Source organism: Flavobacterium xylosi, from assembly GCF_042787345.1.
GTDB classification, from domain to species: Bacteria; Bacteroidota; Bacteroidia; order Flavobacteriales; family Flavobacteriaceae; genus Flavobacterium; species Flavobacterium xylosi.
Genome location: NZ_JBHZPZ010000023.1, coordinates 1 through 21,395 on the forward strand (window position 1 = coordinate 1; position 21,395 = coordinate 21,395).

The window sequence follows — 21,395 nt, forward strand, 5'->3', positions numbered from 1 at the left end:
TTGAACCTTCAGCTATAAATGAATAATCACTTTTTACTTCAATAGATTTGTCTGTTTTATTACGCCATCTACGTCTTCGTATACCTAAATAAACAGCTTTCCCTCTTATAGGAAAGTTTTGTATTAATGCTCGTCCATAGAATCCTTTTGACTCAAATTCATTGGAGTCAAAATCTTTAGCAAGAATGTTTTTCTCGTCTAAATAAATATAAAAACAGTCTTTCTTGCTTTGTAAATTGACCAATTCCTTGAAATCAAAAATATCAAAATGAGATAACAGTCCTTCTGGTAGAAACGAAGAAAATATCGAAAAATCCATTTGCTTTTTTATCCAAATTTATAACTTCTCCCCAACTTTTTTATGTGAGCCAAACATTTTTTTGAAAATCAAGGTGCTATTTTATTACGTCACCAACGGTTGAAACCGTTGACAATATTTAAAATAAATATAACCATTAAACCATAGCCAACCGTTTCAACGGCTGGAGACATTCGTGGAGACACAATTTTTTGAAAAACAATGTGCTATTTCATTACGGTACCAAAGGTTGAAACCGTTGGCAACGCTCAAAAAACACATAAACATTAAACCATAGCCAACCGTTTCAACGGTTGGAGACATTAGTGAGGAAACAATTTTTTGAAATCTAATTAGATGAAAAAAACATGATGCCTTTATGAAAAGAGATTCAAATTTAACCCATTACAAACCAAATCGTAATGGGTTATTTTTATTAAAAATTTATGACTTTTTGACATTTTCAGCCATTGTAACTTAAAATTAAAAAATGCTATCTTTACACATTAATCTTTTTAAGAACTTAAGTTGCATCATTGCAACACTACATATAAAATTATGGCATGTACAAGTTGTTCAACTTCTGATGGTGGTGCACCTAAGGGTTGTAAAAATAATGGGACTTGCGGCACCGATAGCTGCAACAAATTAACTGTTTTCGACTGGCTTTCTAATATGAGTTTGCCTAATGGTGAAGCTCCTTTTGACTGTGCTGAAGTACGTTTTAAAAACGGAAGAAAAGAGTTTTACCGCAATACTGAAAAGTTAACTTTAAGTATGGGAGACATTGTGGCCACGGTTGCTTCTCCAGGTCACGACATAGGAATTGTTACGCTGACAGGGGAATTGGTCCGAATCCAAATGAAGAAAAAAGGAGTAAATCCTAATAGCAACGAAGTTCCAAAAATCTACAGAAAAGCATCTCAAAAAGATATCGATATTTGGTCAACTGCACGCGATAAAGAAGAACCTATGAAAGTTAGAGCACGCGAATTAGCGATTGCTCAAAAACTAGAAATGAAAATTTCCGACATTGAATTTCAAGGTGACGGCTCCAAAGCCACTTTTTATTATACCGCAAACGACCGAATTGACTTTCGCGCTTTAATAAAAGATTTCGCAAAAGAATTCAGTACCAGAATCGAGATGAAACAAGTAGGTTTCCGTCAGGAAGCCGCACGTTTAGGAGGAATTGGTTCTTGCGGAAGAGAATTATGCTGTTCTACCTGGCTAACGGACTTTAGGAGTGTTAATACCTCAGCAGCCCGTTACCAACAATTATCACTGAATCCACAAAAACTTGCTGGACAATGCGGTAAACTAAAATGCTGTTTGAATTATGAGTTAGACACCTACATGGATGCATTGAAAGGTTTTCCTGATTTTGAAACAAAATTGATAACCGAAAAAGGAGATGCCATTTGTCAAAAACAAGATATTTTCAAAGGATTAATGTGGTTTGCTTATACTAACAATTTTGCTAATTGGCATGTATTGAAAATTGAACAAGTTAAAGAAATCATAGCTGAAAACAAGTTGAAAAACAAAGTTTCATCATTGGAAGATTTTGCAATAGAAATTGTTGTGGAACCAGAAAAAAACTTCAACAATGCTATGGGACAAGAAAGTTTAACTCGATTTGACCAACCAAAAGCAAAGAAAAAACACCCTAAAAAACGTAAACCTGCAGGGGAAAATGTAATTATAGCAAATAATAATAACAACGCCAATAATAAGCCTGCAAATAACAACAGACAAAATCCTGTCGACAAAAACACCGGTGACAAAAAACCAGTAATTGCAAGAAAACCTATAATTATTACTAAAAATGAGCCTAAAAAATAGCGCTTTATTACTTTTGGTTACATTACTCTTTTTTTCATGTGACAAAAAAAGAGTTTTTGATGAATACAAATCTGTCGGAAGCGCTTGGCATAAAGACAGTATTGCAACCTTCAATCTGCCGGAATTAGATTCAACAAAACGATATAATTTATTCGTTAATTTGAGAGATAACAACAATTATAAATACAATAATCTGTTTTTAATTGTTGCTCTTGAAAGCCCAAATGGCTTTACAAAAGTGGACACTCTTGAATACCAAATGGCAGATCCGGACGGATCGCTGCTTGGCAATGGATTTTCTGATATAAAAGAAAGTAAGCTTATTTATAAAGAAAACGAAAAGTTTAAAGGGAAGTATAAAGTTCACATTAAACAAGCTGTTCGGGAAACCGGAAAAGTTCCAGGTGTAAAGCTTTTAAATGGGATTACGGAAGTTGGTTTTAGAATAGAAAAAAAAGATTAAAATAGAATTATGGCTGTCAAAAAAAACAACAATCAGAATAAAAATATAGAGAAAGATGTAACCTATTATAAGAAGAAATTTTGGAAAATCTTCTTTTACGGATTAGGTGCTATCGGTTTATTTTTCTTATTTGCTTCCTGGGGACTCTTGGGTTCGATGCCTTCTTTTGAAGATTTAGAAAACCCAGATTCTAATTTAGCCACAGAAATCATCTCTTCCGACGGCGTGGTATTGGGAAAATATTTCGAAAAAAACAGATCTCAATTAAAATATTCAGATTTGCCCCAAAATCTGGTTCAGGCTTTAGTAGCAACGGAAGATGCTCGTTTTTATGAGCATTCAGGGGTAGACGGCAGAGGAACTTTGAGAGCCATTGCCAGTCTAGGAACAAGTGGTGGAGCAAGTACACTTACGCAGCAACTTGCCAAACAATTATTTCATGGTGAAGGTTCTAAATTTTTACCTTTTAGAATTGTACAAAAAGTAAAAGAATGGATTATTGCCATTCGCCTGGAGAGACAATATACTAAAAATGAAATCATCGCAATGTATTGCAATGTTTATGATTTTGGAAATAATTCTGTAGGGGTTAGTTCTGCTGCAAAAACCTATTTCTCCAAAGAACCTAAGGATTTATCCATTGATGAATCAGCTATATTAGTTGGAATGTTTAAAAACTCCGGATTATACAACCCGGTTAGAAATCCACAAGGGGTGAAAAATCGCAGAAATGTGGTGCTTTTGCAAATGGAGAAACAAAATATTATTACCGAAGATCAAAAAGTAAAATTACAAAGTTTACCCATTGCCTTAAATTTCAAATTAGAAACCCATAAAGAAGGAACGGCTACTTATTTTAGAGAATATTTACGTGATTACCTGAAAAAATGGGCTGAAGAAAATAAAAAACCAGATGGTTCTGATTATGATGTTTATAAAGATGGTTTAAAAATATATACAACCATAGATTCCAGAATGCAATCGCATGCTGAAGAAGCAGTTGCAGCTCACATGGCAAACCTTCAAGAAGAGTTTTTTATTCAATCAAAAGGCAATAAAAATGCTCCCTTTGTTAATATCTCTAAGAAAGAAACACAACGGATTCTCAATCAAGCTATGAAATCCTCACACCGTTGGGAGGTTATGAAATCACAAGATAAAAGTGATGAGGAAATTATAAAATCGTTCGACGAAAAAACAAAAATGACAGTCTTTTCTTGGAAAGGAGAAAGAGATACTATCATGACTCCAATGGATTCCATCCGTTATTACAAGCATTTTCTACAGTCTGGATTGATGGCCATGGAGCCACAAACGGGTAACATCAAGGCTTGGGTTGGGGGAATTAACTACAAATATTTTCAATACGACCACGTAGGACAAGGCGCAAGACAAGTAGGCTCCACATTCAAACCATTTGTTTATGCCACAGCTATCGAACAATTGAATATGTCTCCTTGTGATTCCATAATAGATTCCCCATTTACGATTCCCGTGGGACGTCACCATGTTACCGAATCTTGGACACCAAAAAACTCTGACAACAGATACCGAGGAATGGTTACTTTAAAAAGAGCTTTAGCAAATTCGATAAATACAATATCTGCAAAATTGATTGACAAAGTTGGTCCTGAAGCAGTAATAGAATTGACACATAAATTAGGTGTTAAATCCGAAATTGTAAACCAGCCCTCCATAGCATTAGGAGCAGTAGAAATCACCGTTGAAGATATGGTTGCCGCTTACAGCACTTTTGCCAACCAAGGTGTTTACACAAAACCACAATTCTTAAACAGAATAGAAGATAAAAGCGGTACCGTAATCTACGAACCTATCCCCGAATCGCATGATGTTTTAAATAAAGACATCGCATTTGCGGTGATAAAATTACTTGAAGGAGTAACCGAAGGTGGATCTGGAGATCGATTACGCAACACCTATGGAGGTAACGGCGACAATCGTTGGACCGGTTATCCATATCAATTCAAAAATCCGATCGCAGGTAAAACGGGTACCACTCAAAACCAGTCCGACGGTTGGTTTATGGGAATGGTTCCTAATCTTGTAACAGGTGTTTGGGTAGGTTGTGAAGATCGTTCCGCCCGATTCAAAAGCCTTACTTACGGTCAAGGTGCAACTGCAGCATTGCCGGTTTGGGCTTATTTCATGAAACTTTGTTATGCTGATCCAGGTCTTAAGGTCTCTAAAGAAAATTTTAACAGACCCCCGAATCTTTCTATAAAAGTAGATTGTTATTCTGCCCCAAAAGTAAAAGATACCACTGTAATACAACAAGACACTGAAGAATTCGAATTATAGTCAGGAGCTAATCCAGCTATCCGTTGCAATCTTTTTTTCCTCGCCGAAAAGGCGGTAAAAAAAAGGATTTCCACTACTATCTGGGCTAGGGCATTTGTTTTCAAAAAGGTTCGATTTTAAAAAATTCAAGAATTAGCAACTAATTATATGATCAATAAAAGAGTAAATAACGTTCAAGACGCGCTTCAAGGAATTGAAAACGGCATGACTATCATGTTAGGCGGTTTTGGATTATGCGGTATTCCGGAAAACTGCATTACCGAGTTAGTAAAAAAAGAAACCAACAATCTGACTTGTATTTCCAACAATGCGGGTGTGGATGATTTTGGTCTTGGTTTGCTTTTGCAAAAGCGTCAAATCAAAAAAATGATATCCTCTTATGTAGGCGAAAATGCTGAATTTGAACGCCAAATGCTTTCGGGAGAACTTGAAGTTGACCTAATACCGCAAGGAACACTTGCCGAACGTTGTCGTGCCGCACAAGCCGGGATTCCTGCTTTTTTTACTCCTGCAGGTTACGGAACTGAAGTAGCGAGCGGAAAGGAAGTTAGGGAATTCAACGGAAAAATGCACATCATGGAACATGCTTTCAATGCTGATTTTGCTATTGTAAAAGCTTGGAAAGGAGATACCGCAGGAAACTTAATCTTCAAAGGAACCGCTAGGAATTTCAATCCTTGTATGTCAGGTGCAGCCAAAATAACGGTTGCTGAAGTAGAAGAATTAGTTGAAGCGGGAACACTTGATCCCAACCAAATTCATATTCCTGGAATATTTGTACAGCGTATTTTTCAAGGAGATAAATACGAAAAGAGAATCGAGCAACGAACCGTTAGAGAAAAAAAATAGATAATAGACGAATAGATAATTGAGTTAACTCTTTATTTATTAAACTTAATGAACCTTAATTTCTTAATGGTTTAAAAAATCTAAACAGTTTTATTTATGTTAGACAAAATAGGAATCGCAAAAAGAATTGCACAAGAATTGAAAGATCGTTATTTCGTGAATCTCGGAATCGGAATCCCAACATTGGTGGCTAATTATATCCCAAAGGGAATCGACGTTGAATTTCAAAGCGAAAATGGCGTTCTTGGTATGGGTCCATTCCCATTTGAAGGAGAAGAAGACGCTGACATTATCAATGCTGGAAAACAAACCATAACAACCCTACCCGGTGCCAGTTTTTTTGATTCGGCAATGAGTTTCGGAATGATACGCGGACAACATGTTGATTTGACAATTCTAGGAGCAATGGAAGTTTCAGAAAATGGTGACATCGCTAATTGGAAAATTCCTGGCAAAATGGTAAAAGGTATGGGAGGAGCAATGGATTTAGTGGCTTCTGCAGAAAATATTATCGTTGCCATGATGCATGTCAACAAAGCTGGAGAGTCAAAAATCCTAAAAAAATGTACACTTCCGTTAACAGGCGTTGGCTGTGTTAAAAAGATAGTTACAGAATTAGCCGTGATGGAAATAACTCCGAAAGGATTCAAACTTTTAGAACGCGCTCCAGGCGTTACAGTAGAACATATAATAGCTTCAACCGAAGCCAATTTAATAATTGAAGGCGAAATTCCTGAAATGATTGTTGATTAAAACCAACTGTTTTCAACTTTCACTACTCTAAAAAAATGCATCCTATAAATGGATGCATTTTTTTTACTCCACTTTTTTAGTATTTACTCTCTTTATTGTCGCTTAAATAAATACAAACTTCTCACTGTTTTATGGTTATAAGCTATAAAATTCAAAATAATTTAACAAAAAACAAACGGTATGTTATTTTTTTGTTAAATTCGCCACCTTGTTTAAATTCATTTTTTAAATAATTAACCAAAACCCCAAATACATGAAAACAAAATTACTCGGAAAAATCGCCTTGTTTGCAACCGTTTCTTTTTTTGCATTGGAAGCAAACGCTCAAGATGCAGGAAAAAATGTGAATCAAAAAATTACTGATGAAAGAGGGAAACCTTCATTAATCGTTTTTAATGAGAAATCAACTTACAAATCTTCAGATTCTCAAAAAGCATTCACAGAACAATTAGGATTAAAGGTTAATTCTAATTTTTCTAAAACTAAATCTGAAACAGATAAGTTAGGATTTTCGCATGACAAATTTCAATTGTACCATGAAGGAATAAAAGTAGAATATTCAACCTTTACACTTCACTCCAAATCAGGAAAATTAGAATCAATGAGTGGTGCTTTTTATTCATTGGATAAAGTTAATACTCAGCCCGTTTTATCAAAAGAACAAGCTTTTGCACGTGCATTAAAACAAATTGGTGCAAAGCAATATCTTTGGGAGTCAGCTGAGCAATCTAAAGCAATGGACTACCAAAAACCTGCTGGAGAGTTAGTTTTACTTCCTGTTTTAGACGGTCCAATTTCAAAACAAAAAGACAACAACTTACGTTTGGCTTATAAATTTGATATCTATGCTACAAATCCAGTTAGTCGTGGTGATTTATATATAGATGCCGTATCTGGTGTTGCATTATATTATAACGCTACCATAAAACACCTTGGTGAATACAGCAATGGCCACCACGCCGATGCATCAAAAACATCAAAAGGGCTAACAAATACCGTTGCTTTTGTTGCCGCCAATGCCGCAACGCGTTACAGCGGAACACAATCCATACAAACTACTTTAAGCGGTTCATCGTATATTTTAGCAGATGCGACGCGTGGTTTGGGGATAAATACTTTCAACATGAAAAAAGGAACCAATTACACTACAGCGGTAAATTTTACCGATGTGGATAATAACTGGACCGCAACTGAATTTAACAACACGAATAAAGACAACGGTGCCCTTGATGCGCATTGGGGTGCAGAAAAAACATATGACTACTTTTCAACTAAACACACAAGAAACAGTTATGACAACGCTGGTGCTGTCATAAAGAGTTATGTGCATTTTGACGTTGCCTATGACAATGCTTATTGGAACGGAAGTGTAATGACTTACGGTGACGGAAGTGGAACTACTTTTGACATTCTTACCTCTCTTGACGTAGCGGCACACGAAATAGGACATGCCGTATGTGAAAAAACAGCAAACCTTGCTTATCAAAGAGAATCAGGAGCCATGAATGAGGGATTTTCTGATATTTGGGGCGCATGTGTGGAGTATTTTGCAGCTCCTACAAAATCAACTTGGTTAATAGGTGAAGACATCGAAAGAAGGGCAGGCAAAACGGCTTTACGATCCATGAGTAACCCAAAATTAGAAGGACAACCGGATACCTATGGAGGAACAAACTGGAAGGTCATTAATTGTGGTACGCCAACTCAAACTAATGATTATTGTGGTGTTCATACTAATAGCGGTGTATTAAACCACTGGTTCTATATTTTATCTGTAGGTAAATCAGGAACAAATGACATAGGTAGTTCTTATAATGTAACTGGAATTACAATTGACAAAGCGGCAAAAATAGCTTACCGATTGGAAAGTGTTTATTTATCAGCAAACTCCACTTTTGCAAATGCAAGAACTTACGGAATTCAATCAGCAGTCGATTTATATGGCGCTGGATCAGCTGAAGTTATTGCAACTACGAATGCTTTTTATGCTGTAGGAGTTGGTGCCGCATATGCTGGTTCAACTGATACTATCGCACCATCTACACCAGCTGGTTTAGCAGCTTCAGGAACTACTTCAACAACAACAAACTTATCTTGGACAGCTTCTACTGATAATGTAGCAGTTACAGGATATAATGTTTATCAAGGGGCTACTTTAAAAGCCACAGTTACGGGAACTACTTATGCTGTTTCAGGATTAACTGCTGCTACAGCTTACACTTTCTCTGTAAAAGGAAAAGATGCTGCGGGTAATTTATCTGCTGCAAGTAATGTAGTAAATATTACAACATCAGGAACTACAGTAACGTATTGCGTTTCAAAAGGAAGTAATGCAACGTCTGAATACATCGACTATGTTGGTTTAGGTGGAATTGCCAATACAACAGGGGCAAATGCAGGATACGGAAATTTTACAGCTTTGACAGGAAATGTACCTTATGGCTCAAACACCATTTTATTTAGCGCAGGTTTTAGTGGCTCAGCATATACTGAGTATTGGAAAATCTGGATTGACTATAACAAAAACGGTGTTTTTGAAACTGCCGAACAAATCGTTTCTGGGTCTTCTTCTAGCAGCGCTAACCTAACAGCGACATTTACTGTTCCAACAACTGCTTTGGCAGGAGCAACAAGAATGAGAGTTTCTATGAAATATAATGCAGCTCAAACGGCTTGTGAAACTTTTTCTTACGGAGAAGTAGAAGACTATACTGTAAATATTGGTGGGGCAGCTATTGCAGGATTTAATACAAGTTTTGCAGGTGATTTGGGTATTGAAAATAACATTTTTGATTACACGATGTCCCCAAACCCAGCTAACGAATTCTTAAATGTTAAAATGGCAGACAACAGAAGTGCTTCTTTTAGAGTTATCAATTACTTAGGCCAACAAGTTGAGTCAGGTAAAATTTCTGAAAATGCAATCAATGTAAGCAAACTAGGCGCTGGAATTTACCTTTTTGAAGTAAACGATGGTCAAAAAAGAATAACTAAGAAATTTATTAAAAAATAATCTTTCTTTTTCATAAATGAAAAGGGGGTGTCTTAAAAAAGACGCCCCCTTTTTAATTATCAAATCATTGCACAGATATTGGACTAGAAATCATTTTACAGAAACAAATCAAGAGTAGAACTATCTTAGTATATTACATTCTCAACTTTTTTATTAATAAAAAAACGAGGTAACAAAATCCAAACAATATTAAAAGAGTAAACATTTGCCAAGCACAGAGATCTATTGAAAAGTAATTAAAAATTTTCTTGATAAAGAAATTTCTTAATACGATTATTCATTTAAAAAAACCAACTTGCCACAAAAATTGCTGTTATCACACAAATCAAATCTACTATAAGCATCGTTCCTAGCGCGTAGCGGGTGTTTTTAATGTTTACAGAACCAAAATAAACGGCTATCACATAAAAAGTACTTTCGGCGCTGCATTGAAAAATACTAGCCAATCTAGCCGTTAAGGAATCGGCTCCAAAAGTGTTCATCGAATCAATCAAAAAGCCTCTTGATCCGGCAGAACTAAAGGGACGAAGTAAAGCGACCGGTAAAGCATCCGTAATTTCCTTACTTACTCCCATATTCGAAAAAATGAAAGCGATCCAATTGCTAATAATTTCAAATAAACCACTGTTTCTAAATAAAGAAATGGCAACTAACATACCCAATACATAAGGAAAAATAGTCACTCCGGTTTTCACACCATTATTGGCTCCCACTACAAAACTTTCAAAAACTGTAGTAGATGCTTCTGTAAATTTTTTCTCATGAATAAAAGAAAAAATCAAGGTAAAGGCAATTATTCCAATTAATATTAAAGCGGAAAGATTAGAGGTAAAATAGTTTTTTCCAATTAAATCCAAATGATTTACATACATCAACAAGCCAACAATTGCAGCTATTAATGTCATTAATACGATAACCAAAGAAGCACTTTTAAAATTGATTTTTTGCTTGATTCCAACGATCAGAAAAGCCGCAATCGTACCGATAAAAGAAGTGATAATACAAGGCAACATCACATCCGCAGGGTTGCTTGCATTAGCTGCAGCACGATATCCTATAATAGACGTAGCGATTAAAGTAAGACCTGAAGCATGCAAACACAAGAACATAATTTGTGCGTCACTTGCCTTGTCTTTATCTGGATTTATTTCTTGCAAACTCTCCATGGCTTTTAGACCAAACGGAGTTGCGGCAGAATCTAAGCCCAAAAAATTAGCAGCAAAGTTTAAGGTCATATACGATATCGACGGATGGTCTTTGGGAATACTCGGAAACACTTTTACAAAAACAGGACTCAATGCCTTAGCCAATTTTCCAGAAGCTCCCGAAATGATTAAAAGTTCCATTAATCCGCAGAAAAAAGCCAAATAAGCCATCAGCGGAAGGATTAAATCCAATAAAGTACTTTTACATGTTGGCAATAAACCATCTGATTTTTGAACACCACTATAAATCTTTACAGTTGTGTTTTTAAAAACATAAGTTGTGTCCGCATTCAGCGTGTCCCGATTGACAATCATGGTTTGTTCTGGTGCGGTCTTAATGCTGTCTTTTATAAAAGCAGGAAGTTCTTCGGCAAATTTCTCCGAAACCAAAATTGGATCATCTTTCTTTCCGTTCAAAACGTGGTCAATGGTATAACTGTCTCCAGAAAACAAACTAAACACTACAAATACAATTGCTGAAATGAAAATAACCAACCAGAATCTACTCAATACCATAATTTATAATTTTTGTAAATGTAATAAATCAATTGTAATGACAATAGCAAAAAGACATGCTCAATATCAAACACAAATCTAGATATTATACGCTAGTATTGACTCTTGAAATTGAAATTACCATTGAGTTTTTAGACATGAATAATTTCCTCGTCAATCAACAAATCTTCTCGTCTCAATCGAAGGAAAATTTGCGCTACGGCAATGGTGTCTTTTTCGCAGTAGGTTACAATTCTGTCGATATCTTTATCCACATAAAAAACATGTCCCACCTGACTGCCGTCGATATCACCTTTTGGGGAAGGAATTCCAAGGACTTTACACATCAATTTTAAAGAGGTATAGTGCTTATAATCGCCAAATTTCCACAATTCCAACGTATCTAAATGTGGGATTTCCCATGGTTTTTTTCCAAATAGGTTTAACTTGTTAGGAATAGGAATTTGGTTAATAATCATTCTCCTGGCGATGAATGGAATATCAAATTCTTTAGCATTATGACCGCACAAAACATGTTGCGGCTGGTTGAAATGAGTGTTTAATAAATTATTGAAATCCTGCAGAACTTTCTTTTCTTCTCCAAAAAAAGAAGTAACCCTAAAATTTCTAATATCTCCTCTGATGGTAAAATAGCCTACAGAGACACAGACTATTTTCCCAAACTCAGCCCAAATCCCGGCACGATCATAAAAATCCTCGGGAGTATATTCGTCTTTGCGCTGGTATTGGGTTTTGTGTTCCCAAAGATCCTTCATTTCAGCATCTAATGCATTGAACTCTTCCGCTTCCGGAACGGTTTCGATATCGAGGAACAGAATGTTATTGAGATTTATTTTTTCAATCATAAAAAGTCAATTAGAGAATTTGAAAATGAGTTAATTTGATAATGGTAAAAAACAACTAATTTAAAGATACTATTTTAAAACAAACTTTGTTGGTTCGTTGGGTTTTCGTGTTCTAATAACCATTTTTTTCGCCACAAGCCTCCTGCATAACCTGTTAGTGAACCATCGGTTCCTATTACTCGATGACAGGGAACCACAATCCACAAAGGATTTTTCCCATTGGCTGAAGCTACAGCTCGAATGGCTTTCACATCACCTAATTTTTTAGATAAATCCATGTAAGACATCGTTTTTCCGAACGGAATTTCTAATAAACCTTTCCAGACTTTTTGTTGAAAATCAGTCCCTTTTAGATTTAATTTAAAATCGAAATCGTTTCTTTTCCCTTCGAAATAATCGTTAAGTTGCGAGACAGCATCCTTCAAAATTATTGGAATTGTGTTTAAAATTTCTCCTTCATCAGAAACTGAAATCACCGAAATTCCATTTTCATCGCCAATAATTGTAGCAATTCCTAAAGGCGTTTTGATATAAGCTGTTTCCATATTTTAAAGATATATTTTTTTACGGTTTGAAAGTGTTTTTTTGTAAAAATAAAAAAACCATCCTAATAAAGATGGTTCTTGTATTTTAGCCCTGATGGTCCCGAAGTTTCGGGAGGCATCTTTTTCTTTTCTCGTTTCTCAACGAGGCAAGAAAAGATATAACGGACAGCAGGATTAGCTCCAGAAACTGAAAAAAGTTCCGTATAAACTATTTTAAATTACTGTAGATATAAGCTTCCAATCCTTTCAGCTCCTCGTCAGACATCTCTTCGGTAAGTGCAAAATTAGTTTTCATCACTTCGTACTGACTTGGATCAACTAATGGCTCAGCATCCTCTTTCAGGAAGGCAACGATGTTACCATTCTTTTCTTTATATATTTTTGCAATATCCTGAATACTTGGGCCAATTGATTTTTTGTCCACTTCATGACAGGAAACACAATTTCCTTTCCCTTCGAAAATTTCCTTTCCTAGTTCCTCAGGAGCTTGGGTTGTTTCTTTCGCCGAAGTTGGATATAAAGGTTCCTTCTTATCTATTTCTTTCTTGCAGGAAATCAGGAATAGTAAGGCGAATAAAAAAAGTATCTTTTTACTCATATTTTTATTGTTTATTTTCTGGTATTCGTGAATCTTCGATTTCATGTTTATTTATTTAAAAGTATCGCAGCTTCTTTGGCAAAATAAGTCGAAATCAAACTTGCTCCGGCGCGTTTTATACACATTAATTGTTCCATCATAATTTTATCGTGATCTAGCCAGCCTCTTTCGGAAGCGGCTTTAATCATCGCATATTCACCCGAAACATGATACACCGTTACTGGAACATTTACTGCATTTTTGACCTCACGAACGATGTCTAAATAGGCAATTCCGGGTTTCACCATGACCATATCAGCGCCTTCTTCCACGTCCCATAACGCTTCTTTGATAGCTTCTATGCGATTGGCATAATCCATTTGGTAGGTTTTCTTGTCTTTTGGGATTTCAGTGGCGTCAACAGGAGCGCTATCAAGTGCATCACGAAACGGTCCGTAAAAAGCAGAAGCGTATTTCGCAGAATAACTCATGATGCCTACATTATGAAAACCGGCAGCGTCCAGACCTTCACGCAAACGCAACACGCGTCCGTCCATCATATCCGATGGTGCTACAAAATCAGCGCCGGCTTGCGCATGAGAAACGGCCATTTTCACCAAAGCATCATTCGTCGAATCGTTTTCTACATCACCGTTTGCAATGATTCCGTCATGTCCATAAATAGAATAGGGATCCAAAGCTACATCAGGCATTACAATCATTTCCGGACAAGCGGCTTTTATCGCACGAATGGCATTTTGCATCAATCCGTTCGGATTCCACGCTTCCAATCCCATATTGTCTTTTAAATTTTCACTGACTTTTACATAAAGATTCACCGCACGAATTCCCAATGCGAATATTTCTTTGACTTCTTCCACAGTTAAATCTATCGAACGACGGTAAATCCCAACCATCGAAGGAATTTCTACTTGTACATTTTCGCCTTCAGCAATAAACATAGGAAACATAAAATCCGATGGACTTAAACTTGTTTCACGAACTAAACTTCTAATTGATTCGTTCGTTCTTAATCTTCTGCCTCTTTGTAATGGGAACATATGATTTATGATTTTAGATTAGCGATTGCTGATTTATGATTTAAAACATATTGGTGATAACAGAAAATCTGCAATCAAAAATCGTTAATCATCAATTTGCAATCCAATTTTTTGGATTTTCTAATACGTTTACTATTTTTTCTTCATCGCTTCCGGCTTCAGCGTGATGGTCGTATACCCATTGCACATGCGGCGGTAAACTCATTAGGATACTTTCTATTCTACCATTGGTTTTTAGTCCAAATAAAGTGCCTTTGTCGTGAACCAAATTGAATTCGACATAACGGCCACGGCGAATTTCTTGCCAAGTTCTATTTTCTGCCGTATAAGGCAAATCTTTTCTTTTTTCTACGATTGGAACGTATGCTTCGAGGAAACTATTCCCCACTTCTGAAACGAAATTAAACCAGTTCTCCATTGTCATTGCATCTGTTGCTTTGCAATAATCGAAAAACAATCCGCCAATTCCGCGTGCTTCATTTCGATGTGCATTCCAGAAATAGGCATCACATTGTTTCTTATATTTTGGATAAAATTCCGGATTATGTTTGTAACAAGCGGTTTTACACGTCTGATGAAAATGAATCGCATCTTCTTCAAACAGATAGTAGGGTGTTAAATCCTGTCCTCCGCCAAACCATTGCTGAATCACGTTTCCGTTGTCATCGTACATTTCAAAATAACGCCAATTGGCATGAACCGTTGGCACCATTGGGTTTTTTGGATGCAAAACCAAACTCAGTCCGCAGGCAAAAAAATCAGCTTCGCCTACATTGAACATCTTTTGCATGGCTTCCGGTAATTTCCCGTGAACGGCCGAAATATTAACTCCGCCCTTTTCGAAAACTGATCCGTTTTCAATCACGCGGGTTCTTCCGCCTCCGCCTTCCGGACGTTCCCAAAGATCTTCACGGAATTTGGCTTGACCTTCAACTACTTCCAAACCTTTACAAATTTGGTCTTGAAGGTTTTGTATGTATGCGTAAAATTTATTTTTCATTCGTATGTTCATATAATTCCATATCTAATGGAGCTTGATCTTTTGGAGTAAATTCATTTAGCAATGTTTTTTTCCAAATAAAACTAGAATTTTGGGCAACTTTCATGCTTTCTAAATTCGTTTTATGAGCAATGATTTGAAGTGTTTTCAAATCTAATTCATTGTAAGCAAAATCTGAAATGGCCTTAACTGCTTTAGTAACCAACCCTTTTCCTTCAAAATTTTTTCCGATGCAATACGCAAGTTCACCAATCCTTTTTGTCCAATCAATCTTTTTAATGATAATCAATCCAATGATCTTTTGGGAATGTATTTCTCTAATGGCAAAGGTGAAATTTACTTTTTGTTGAATTTCTTTCTCTTTAATTTCAATGTATTCTGCTGACTTTTCAACTGTTGCATTACTGGAAAGCGTAAGCGGAAAAAATCTGCGAAATCGTTCTGCATTGTCCATTATCAAAAGGTGCAATTCATTGGCTTCTGTCGTTTTCAATTTGTCAATAACGAAGTTTTCTGTGATCATAATATTCATCATAAATTTGCTTTTGCAGCAGCTATTTTACTATTAATTCCAAATGAAAACACTTTGCTTTCCTGTTGGATATAATTATAAATAGCAATCGCTTTTTCAGAAAAATTAAACGAATTATCTTTCGAAGCAATCATTAAAAAATCACCAAATTGCTCCAGCTGATTCCAATCTAAGTGCAAACGTAACAAATGCGTAATTAAATCCGTTTCATTTAAATCAATCAGACTTTTAATGTTTAATCCAAAGTCTTTCAATTGATTTTCTATGTTGATTTTATCTTCTAAATCCCAAAATTTAGGCACAAAGACTATAGAAAGCAATGTTTTCAATACATTGTCTATTCGTATACTTTCCTGGTCTCGTAATCCTTTATTTAGCATTTTTATGAACCCTTACTGATTGTATTCCTTCACTGCATCAATGAACGCTTTTGCGTGATCCACAGGAATATTTGGTAAAATTCCGTGACCTAAATTCACGATGTATTTGTCTTTTCCGAATTCGTCAATCATTTCATGAACCATTTTCTTAATCACCGGAATTGGAGACAACAATCTTGAAGGATCAAAATTTCCTTGCAACGTGATGTTTCCACCAGACAAGTATCTTGCGTTTCTTGGAGAACAAGTCCAATCAACACCAAGAGCTGAAGCTCTACTTTTACCCATTTCGCCAAGCGCGAACCAACATCCTTTTCCGAAAACAATTACCGGTGCATCATCAGCCAATGCTTCAATGATTTGGTTGATGTATTTCCAAGAGAATTCCTGATAATCCACTGGAGATAACATTCCTCCCCAAGAGTCAAAAATTTGAACGGCATTTACTCCCGCTTTTACTTTTTCTTTTAGGTATAAAATAGTGGTATCCGTAATTTTTTGCAATAAAACATGGGCTGCTTCTGGATATTGGAAACAAAATCCTTTGGCCATATCAAAGCTTTTAGAACCTTTACCCTCCACTGCATAACACATAATTGTCCAAGGTGAACCTGCGAAACCAATTAATGGCACCTCATCATTCAACATTTCTTTGGTCAATTTAATAGCTTCAAAAACGTACCCTAATGTTTCATGTACATCTGGAACGATTACTTTCTCCACATCCTGAATCGTACGAATTGGATTTGGTAAAAATGGACCAAAATTTTCTTTCATCAACACTTCAATTCCCATTGCTTGTGGAATTACCAAAATATCCGAAAATAAAATCGCAGCATCCGGAGCAATCCTTCTAATCGGTTGTAAGGTGATTTCGGCAGCTAATTCTGGTGTTTGACAACGCGTGAAAAAATCATATTTATCACGTAAAGCGATAAATTCCGGCAAATATCTTCCGGCTTGACGCATCATCCAAACTGGTGGACGTTGTACAGTTTCTCCTTTTAGTGCTCTTAAAAATAGGTCGTTCTTAAGCGCCCTAACCCCCGAAGGGGGAATTTGATTCTCGTTAATGTTCATTTTTATTTTACTTTATGACTATTTTTGGGTCGTCTAATTTTAAGTTAATTGTTAATTGCGCCATTCCATATTCCCCCTTCGGGGGTTAGGGGGCTTTATAATATTCAATAACTTCCTCAATCACCTCTTCGATAGTTGGTGTTTCGGCAATTACTATGTTTTTAATTTTCTTTGTTTCTAATGCTGATGCTGTGGTAGTGCCTACGCAAAAACAAACCTCATTCTTGATTTTATTATTTGTCAAATAACTTTCAACGGCAGATGGGCTAAAAAACAGAATCCCGTCAAAGTTTTCCTGGTCTGATATTTTGAAAGGTGCAAGTGTTGTTTGATAAACTTCAATTTCGTTAAAAGTTATTCCTGCGCTTTTTAATGCTTCAGGCAATGTTTCTTTGCGCAAATTTCCGCTCAAAAAAGTATAGCTTTCCTTATTGTAAATCAAAGTGATAATTTCGGCTAATTCAGATGCGTAATCCAAATAAACATCAACTGTAAAGCCATGCGATTCCAGTAATTCCTTGGTTTTAATACCTACACAAAAAACAGGTTTAGTCTTTAATACTTCCCAACCGTTTTGTTCTATCAAACTTAAAACAGCATTTTGGCTACTAAAAATTAAGTTGTTGTTGATGGTATTGAGTTCAAAAAGGTTGTTTTTAATTTCGATGAAATCCTGTTCTAAAAGATCAAAATTAGCATCAAGAAATACTTGCCTTTGTTCTGCCGACAATGTTTTGGTGGATAAAATGCTTGTTTGGCTCATTATTTCTTCAAATTATTTTTAATTTCCGTCATCAATTTTGTTCCGCCATTTTCTAAAATTTTCTGAGCAGATATAAATCCTAATTTTTTCCATTCTTGCAACGGAACGGTTTTTTCTATTTCGATTTTTTGCTTTCCGTCTATTGAGAAAAGTACCCCTTTAAACAAAATATCATCTTCCATAAATACTGCCAAAGCCCCAATTGGTGCTGTACAACCGCCTTCTAATGTTTTTAGAAACTGTCTTTCGATATGTGTACACACTTCGGTTTCAATATCGTTCAATTCAGAAACCGCATCTCTGCAAAAATCATCCTTTGCCATAGCAACAATCACCATAGCTCCTTGAGCCGGTGCAGGAACCATCCAATTCAAATCGATATAATTAGAAGGTTTTAAGTTTATTCTTTCTAATCCTGCTGCTGCAAAAACAGCTCCGTTCCAATCGCTTTTTTGCAATTTTTGCATTCTGGTATTGACGTTTCCACGCAAATCTACTACTTTATGATTGGGATATTTATTGAGCCATTGCGCTTGACGGCGCAAACTTCCTGTGGCAATTATTCCTTCTCCGTCAAGAAAATCAAGGTTTCCCTTGTGTACCAAAATATCCAATGTATTGGCTCTTTCCAGAACAGCTGCCTGCACAATTCCTATTGGTAAAGCGGTAGGAACATCTTTCATGGAATGCACTGCGATATCAATCTGACCATTAATCATAGCGATATCAAGCGTTTTTGTAAAAATTCCTGTGATTCCTAATTCGTACAGTGGTTTATCGAGAATGATATCTCCTTGTGATTTTACCGCTACAATTTCGGTTTTATAACCTAGATCGTTAAGTTTTTTTTCAACGGTGTGGGCTTGCCAGAGCGCGAGTTGACTATCGCGGGTTCCTATGCGTATTGTTTTATTCATTATCTTGTAATAGCTCCTATTTTGAAAACTTTTTCAATCCATTCTATACTTTCGTCTACCATAGTATTGTCATCTTTCAAATGATTGGCAAAGTGAGTAGTTATTTTTTGGATAATTCTGGCACTGATGATTTCGGCCTGCTCTTCATTAAAATTTGAAATCTTTCTGCTTTGGAAATCTAATTCTGAGTTTTTTATCGCATTCAGTTTTGCTTTCAAAGCATTAATGGTTGGAGCAAATTTTCGGCCTTTAGTCCAAATATTAAATTCTTCTTTAATTTCTTCAATGATTGCTTCCGCTGCAGGGATATGTTTTTTCCTGTTTTCTAAAGTTTCATCTGTCATTTGAGACAAATAATCCATGTGAATCAGCGTAACTCCTTCTAAATCCAGAACATCTTCATTTACATTTTTTGGAATGGATAAATCCAAAATCAACAATGGTTTTTTCAGATTCAGAATTGCTTTGTCAATAGTTGGATTTTGAGCACCGGTAGCAACAACAACAACATCTGCTTTTTGCAATTCCAGATGCAGTTCTGAATAATCTTTTACAATTAAATTCAGTTTTCCGGCTAGCTTTTCGGCTTTATCTTTGGTTCTGTTGATTAAAGTGATGTGCTCGTTTTTAGTATGTTTTACTAAATTTTCACAGGTATTTCTACCAATTTTTCCTGTACCAAATAATAAAATGTTTTTGTTCCCAATGTCTTCTACATTCTTGATAATATACTGCACCGAAGCAAAAGAAACCGAAGTGGCTCCAGAACTAATTTCAGTATCTGTTTTTATCTTTTTGCTGGCTTGAATGACTGCATTAACCAGTCTTTCCATAAAAGCATTCGCCAAACCAAAAGATTTTGACTGAATAAAACTGGTTTTAATTTGAGAAATAATTTCGAAATCACCTAAAATCTGACTGTCTAGACCTGTTCCTACACGAAACATATGACTGATTGCTTCTTGGTTTTTGTAGACAAAGCCTACTTTTTGAAATTCTTCAACAGAACCTTGACTATTCTCACAAATCAATTTTATTAATTGAAAAGGGTGTTCTGCAAAACCATAAATTTCCGTACGGTTGCAAGTAGAAGTTATGATTAAACTCTCTATTCCTTCTGTTTTAGCTTGTTCGAGTAAACGGGTTTTTGCAGTGGCATCTAAACTAAATTTACCCCTAATCTCAGCATCTGCTTTTTTATAGCTCAATCCAACGGAGTAAAAATAATGATGCTTTAATGTGTTATTGTTTTTCATATTTGCACTTTTCAAGAAAGTGAAACAAAATTAGAACTATAGTATTTATAAAAGTAACGCTAGAAGTACTTTTTGTATCGCTATGTGATTTTTTGGTTTTAAATCGTTGTTTTATTCTAAAAACCCTTATTTTTGTGGCAGAAACAGCTTCTTTTAATCGCCTTATTCAGAACGTTTCTAAATAAATAGACTTGGTAATTATCATTTTCATATTAAAAAAATATCGCTATGGGTTCTCAAGAAATTATAAAAATAGAAGATGATTTTACCCTAATTCGCTTTCAGAATGATGGCACCGATTCCTTTCAAGCCCAGCGTGAAGTAAGCAGCGGATTGATCCAGTTTCATTTTGGATTAAAAGGAAATGCTAAGTTTATCTTTAACCAAGGTAATTATGCTTTGGAACTGAAAGAGGAAAAATCGTTACTTTTATACAATCCACAGAAGGAACTTCCCTTAAATCTGGAATTAGCTCCAAATTCCTGGGTGATATCAGTGATTATTTCCATCAAAAAATTTCATGCTTTATTCTCTACCGAAGCGGATTATATTACTTTTTTGAGCGCTGACAATAAGGACAAAAAATATTATAACGAAGGAAATATCAGCCCATCAATGGCAATTGTCTTATCGCAATTGTTTCATTACAGCTTGCATCCATCTATAAAAAACCTGTATTATAAAGGAAAGGGATATGAATTATTGAGTTTGTATTTCAATAGAACCGAAGATCCAAACGCAGAACAATGTCCTTTCTTAATAGATGAGGACAATGTAATGAAGATTAGAAAGGCCAAAGAAATTATTATTGCCAATATGGCCGAACCGCCAGGATTACAAGAATTAGCCGATGAAATAGGTTTGAATTTAAAGAAACTAAAAATGGGTTTCAAACAAATTTATGGTGATACGGTTTATGGTTTTCTATTTGACTACAAAATGGATTTTGCACGAAAATTACTCGACAGCGGCTCTTATAATGTAAACGAAGTAGGATTGAAAATCGGGTACAGCACCGGAAGTCATTTTATAGCGGCATTCAAAAAGAAATTTGCCACCACGCCAAAGAAATATTTGATGTCAATCAACCCAAATATGCCGTAAAGAATTGATTTCCTATATTAAACAATAAATAAAAAATAGTTAATCGCAATTTATAAAAAAGTAAGTTTAATTAC

20 protein-coding genes are annotated in these 21,395 nt (G+C 35.7%); 7 read left to right on the top strand and 13 right to left on the bottom strand.

Going from position 1 to position 21,395, the window contains the following annotated elements:
* The coding region (locus ACFX5E_RS14895) for an ISAon1 family transposase N-terminal region protein (RefSeq protein ID WP_379855952.1) at positions 1–319 on the bottom strand (319 nt) is incomplete at its 3' end.
* 537 nt (positions 320–856) lie between these two features.
* Here ACFX5E_RS14895 and ACFX5E_RS14900 point away from each other — a divergent pair.
* The 6 genes from ACFX5E_RS14900 to ACFX5E_RS14925 all read left to right on the top strand — a co-directional run bounded on the left by ACFX5E_RS14900 (position 857) and on the right by ACFX5E_RS14925 (position 9,540).
* Positions 857–2,143: a PSP1 domain-containing protein gene (locus ACFX5E_RS14900; protein ID WP_379855953.1), complete on the top strand. Its 1,287-nt coding sequence runs from the start codon at positions 857–859 to the stop codon at positions 2,141–2,143.
* The gene (locus tag ACFX5E_RS14905) at positions 2,127–2,606 is read left to right on the top strand and encodes a gliding motility lipoprotein GldH (protein ID WP_379855954.1); all 480 of its coding nucleotides are present in this window, start codon (positions 2,127–2,129) and stop codon (positions 2,604–2,606) included. The genes ACFX5E_RS14900 and ACFX5E_RS14905 overlap by 17 nt, the downstream gene beginning before the upstream one ends.
* 9 nt (positions 2,607–2,615) lie before the next feature.
* Positions 2,616–4,925, top strand: coding sequence for a penicillin-binding protein 1A (locus ACFX5E_RS14910; protein WP_379855955.1), 2,310 nt, complete (start codon positions 2,616–2,618; stop codon positions 4,923–4,925).
* Between the two features lie 147 nt (positions 4,926–5,072).
* Complete coding sequence (locus ACFX5E_RS14915; RefSeq protein ID WP_379855956.1) at positions 5,073–5,774, top strand: CoA transferase subunit A; 702 nt, start codon at positions 5,073–5,075, stop codon at positions 5,772–5,774.
* Between the two features lie 96 nt (positions 5,775–5,870).
* Positions 5,871–6,527, top strand: a complete 657-nt coding sequence (locus tag ACFX5E_RS14920) for a CoA transferase subunit B (protein WP_379855957.1) — start codon at positions 5,871–5,873, stop codon at positions 6,525–6,527.
* A 253-nt stretch (positions 6,528–6,780) separates the two neighbouring features.
* Positions 6,781–9,540: a M4 family metallopeptidase gene (locus tag ACFX5E_RS14925; protein ID WP_379855958.1), complete on the top strand. Its 2,760-nt coding sequence runs from the start codon at positions 6,781–6,783 to the stop codon at positions 9,538–9,540.
* A 281-nt stretch (positions 9,541–9,821) separates the two neighbouring features.
* Here the strand turns inward: ACFX5E_RS14925 and ACFX5E_RS14930 are convergent, their stop codons facing one another.
* From ACFX5E_RS14930 to hemA, 12 genes are all read right to left on the bottom strand, one after another.
* Positions 9,822–11,261 carry a nucleoside recognition domain-containing protein gene (locus ACFX5E_RS14930; protein ID WP_379855959.1) on the bottom strand — a complete coding sequence of 480 codons (1,440 nt, stop codon included), beginning with the start codon at positions 11,259–11,261 and terminating at the stop codon, positions 9,822–9,824.
* Between the two features lie 131 nt (positions 11,262–11,392).
* Entirely contained in the window at positions 11,393–12,106 is a 714-nt protein-coding gene (locus ACFX5E_RS14935; RefSeq protein WP_379855960.1) for a 3'-5' exonuclease, read from the bottom strand.
* A 74-nt stretch (positions 12,107–12,180) separates the two neighbouring features.
* Positions 12,181–12,651, bottom strand: coding sequence for a methylated-DNA--[protein]-cysteine S-methyltransferase (locus tag ACFX5E_RS14940; RefSeq protein ID WP_379855961.1), 471 nt, complete (start codon positions 12,649–12,651; stop codon positions 12,181–12,183).
* A 208-nt stretch (positions 12,652–12,859) separates the two neighbouring features.
* Positions 12,860–13,294 carry a c-type cytochrome gene (locus ACFX5E_RS14945; RefSeq protein ID WP_379855962.1) on the bottom strand — a complete coding sequence of 145 codons (435 nt, stop codon included), beginning with the start codon at positions 13,292–13,294 and terminating at the stop codon, positions 12,860–12,862.
* Positions 13,295–13,296: 2 nt separating this feature from the next.
* A complete protein-coding gene (gene hemB / locus ACFX5E_RS14950) occupies positions 13,297–14,289 on the bottom strand; it encodes a porphobilinogen synthase (protein ID WP_379855963.1) in 993 nt (330 codons plus the stop codon).
* Positions 14,290–14,380: 91 nt separating this feature from the next.
* Positions 14,381–15,289 carry an oxygen-dependent coproporphyrinogen oxidase gene (hemF, locus tag ACFX5E_RS14955; RefSeq protein WP_379855964.1) on the bottom strand — a complete coding sequence of 303 codons (909 nt, stop codon included), beginning with the start codon at positions 15,287–15,289 and terminating at the stop codon, positions 14,381–14,383.
* Entirely contained in the window at positions 15,279–15,824 is a 546-nt protein-coding gene (locus ACFX5E_RS14960; protein WP_379855965.1) for a GNAT family N-acetyltransferase, read from the bottom strand. The genes hemF and ACFX5E_RS14960 overlap by 11 nt, the downstream gene beginning before the upstream one ends.
* Positions 15,821–16,201: a hypothetical protein gene (locus ACFX5E_RS14965; protein WP_379855966.1), complete on the bottom strand. Its 381-nt coding sequence runs from the start codon at positions 16,199–16,201 to the stop codon at positions 15,821–15,823. Before ACFX5E_RS14965 ends, ACFX5E_RS14960 begins: the two co-directional genes overlap by 4 nt.
* 12 nt (positions 16,202–16,213) lie before the next feature.
* Positions 16,214–17,281 (bottom strand): uroporphyrinogen decarboxylase, encoded by a 1,068-nt coding sequence (gene hemE / locus ACFX5E_RS14970; RefSeq protein WP_379855967.1) that lies wholly within the window; start codon positions 17,279–17,281, stop codon positions 16,214–16,216.
* Positions 17,282–17,366: 85 nt separating this feature from the next.
* Entirely contained in the window at positions 17,367–18,044 is a 678-nt protein-coding gene (locus ACFX5E_RS14975; RefSeq protein ID WP_379855968.1) for a uroporphyrinogen-III synthase, read from the bottom strand.
* Complete coding sequence (hemC, locus tag ACFX5E_RS14980) at positions 18,044–18,964, bottom strand: hydroxymethylbilane synthase (RefSeq protein WP_379855989.1); 921 nt, start codon at positions 18,962–18,964, stop codon at positions 18,044–18,046. Before hemC ends, ACFX5E_RS14975 begins: the two co-directional genes overlap by 1 nt.
* Entirely contained in the window at positions 18,961–20,217 is a 1,257-nt protein-coding gene (hemA, locus tag ACFX5E_RS14985; protein ID WP_379855970.1) for a glutamyl-tRNA reductase, read from the bottom strand. The genes hemC and hemA overlap by 4 nt, the downstream gene beginning before the upstream one ends.
* A gap of 228 nt (positions 20,218–20,445) precedes the next feature.
* Between hemA and ACFX5E_RS14990 the strand changes: the two genes are divergently transcribed.
* Positions 20,446–21,321 (top strand): helix-turn-helix domain-containing protein, encoded by an 876-nt coding sequence (locus tag ACFX5E_RS14990; protein WP_379855971.1) that lies wholly within the window; start codon positions 20,446–20,448, stop codon positions 21,319–21,321.
* The last annotated feature ends 74 nt before the right edge of the window (positions 21,322–21,395 follow it).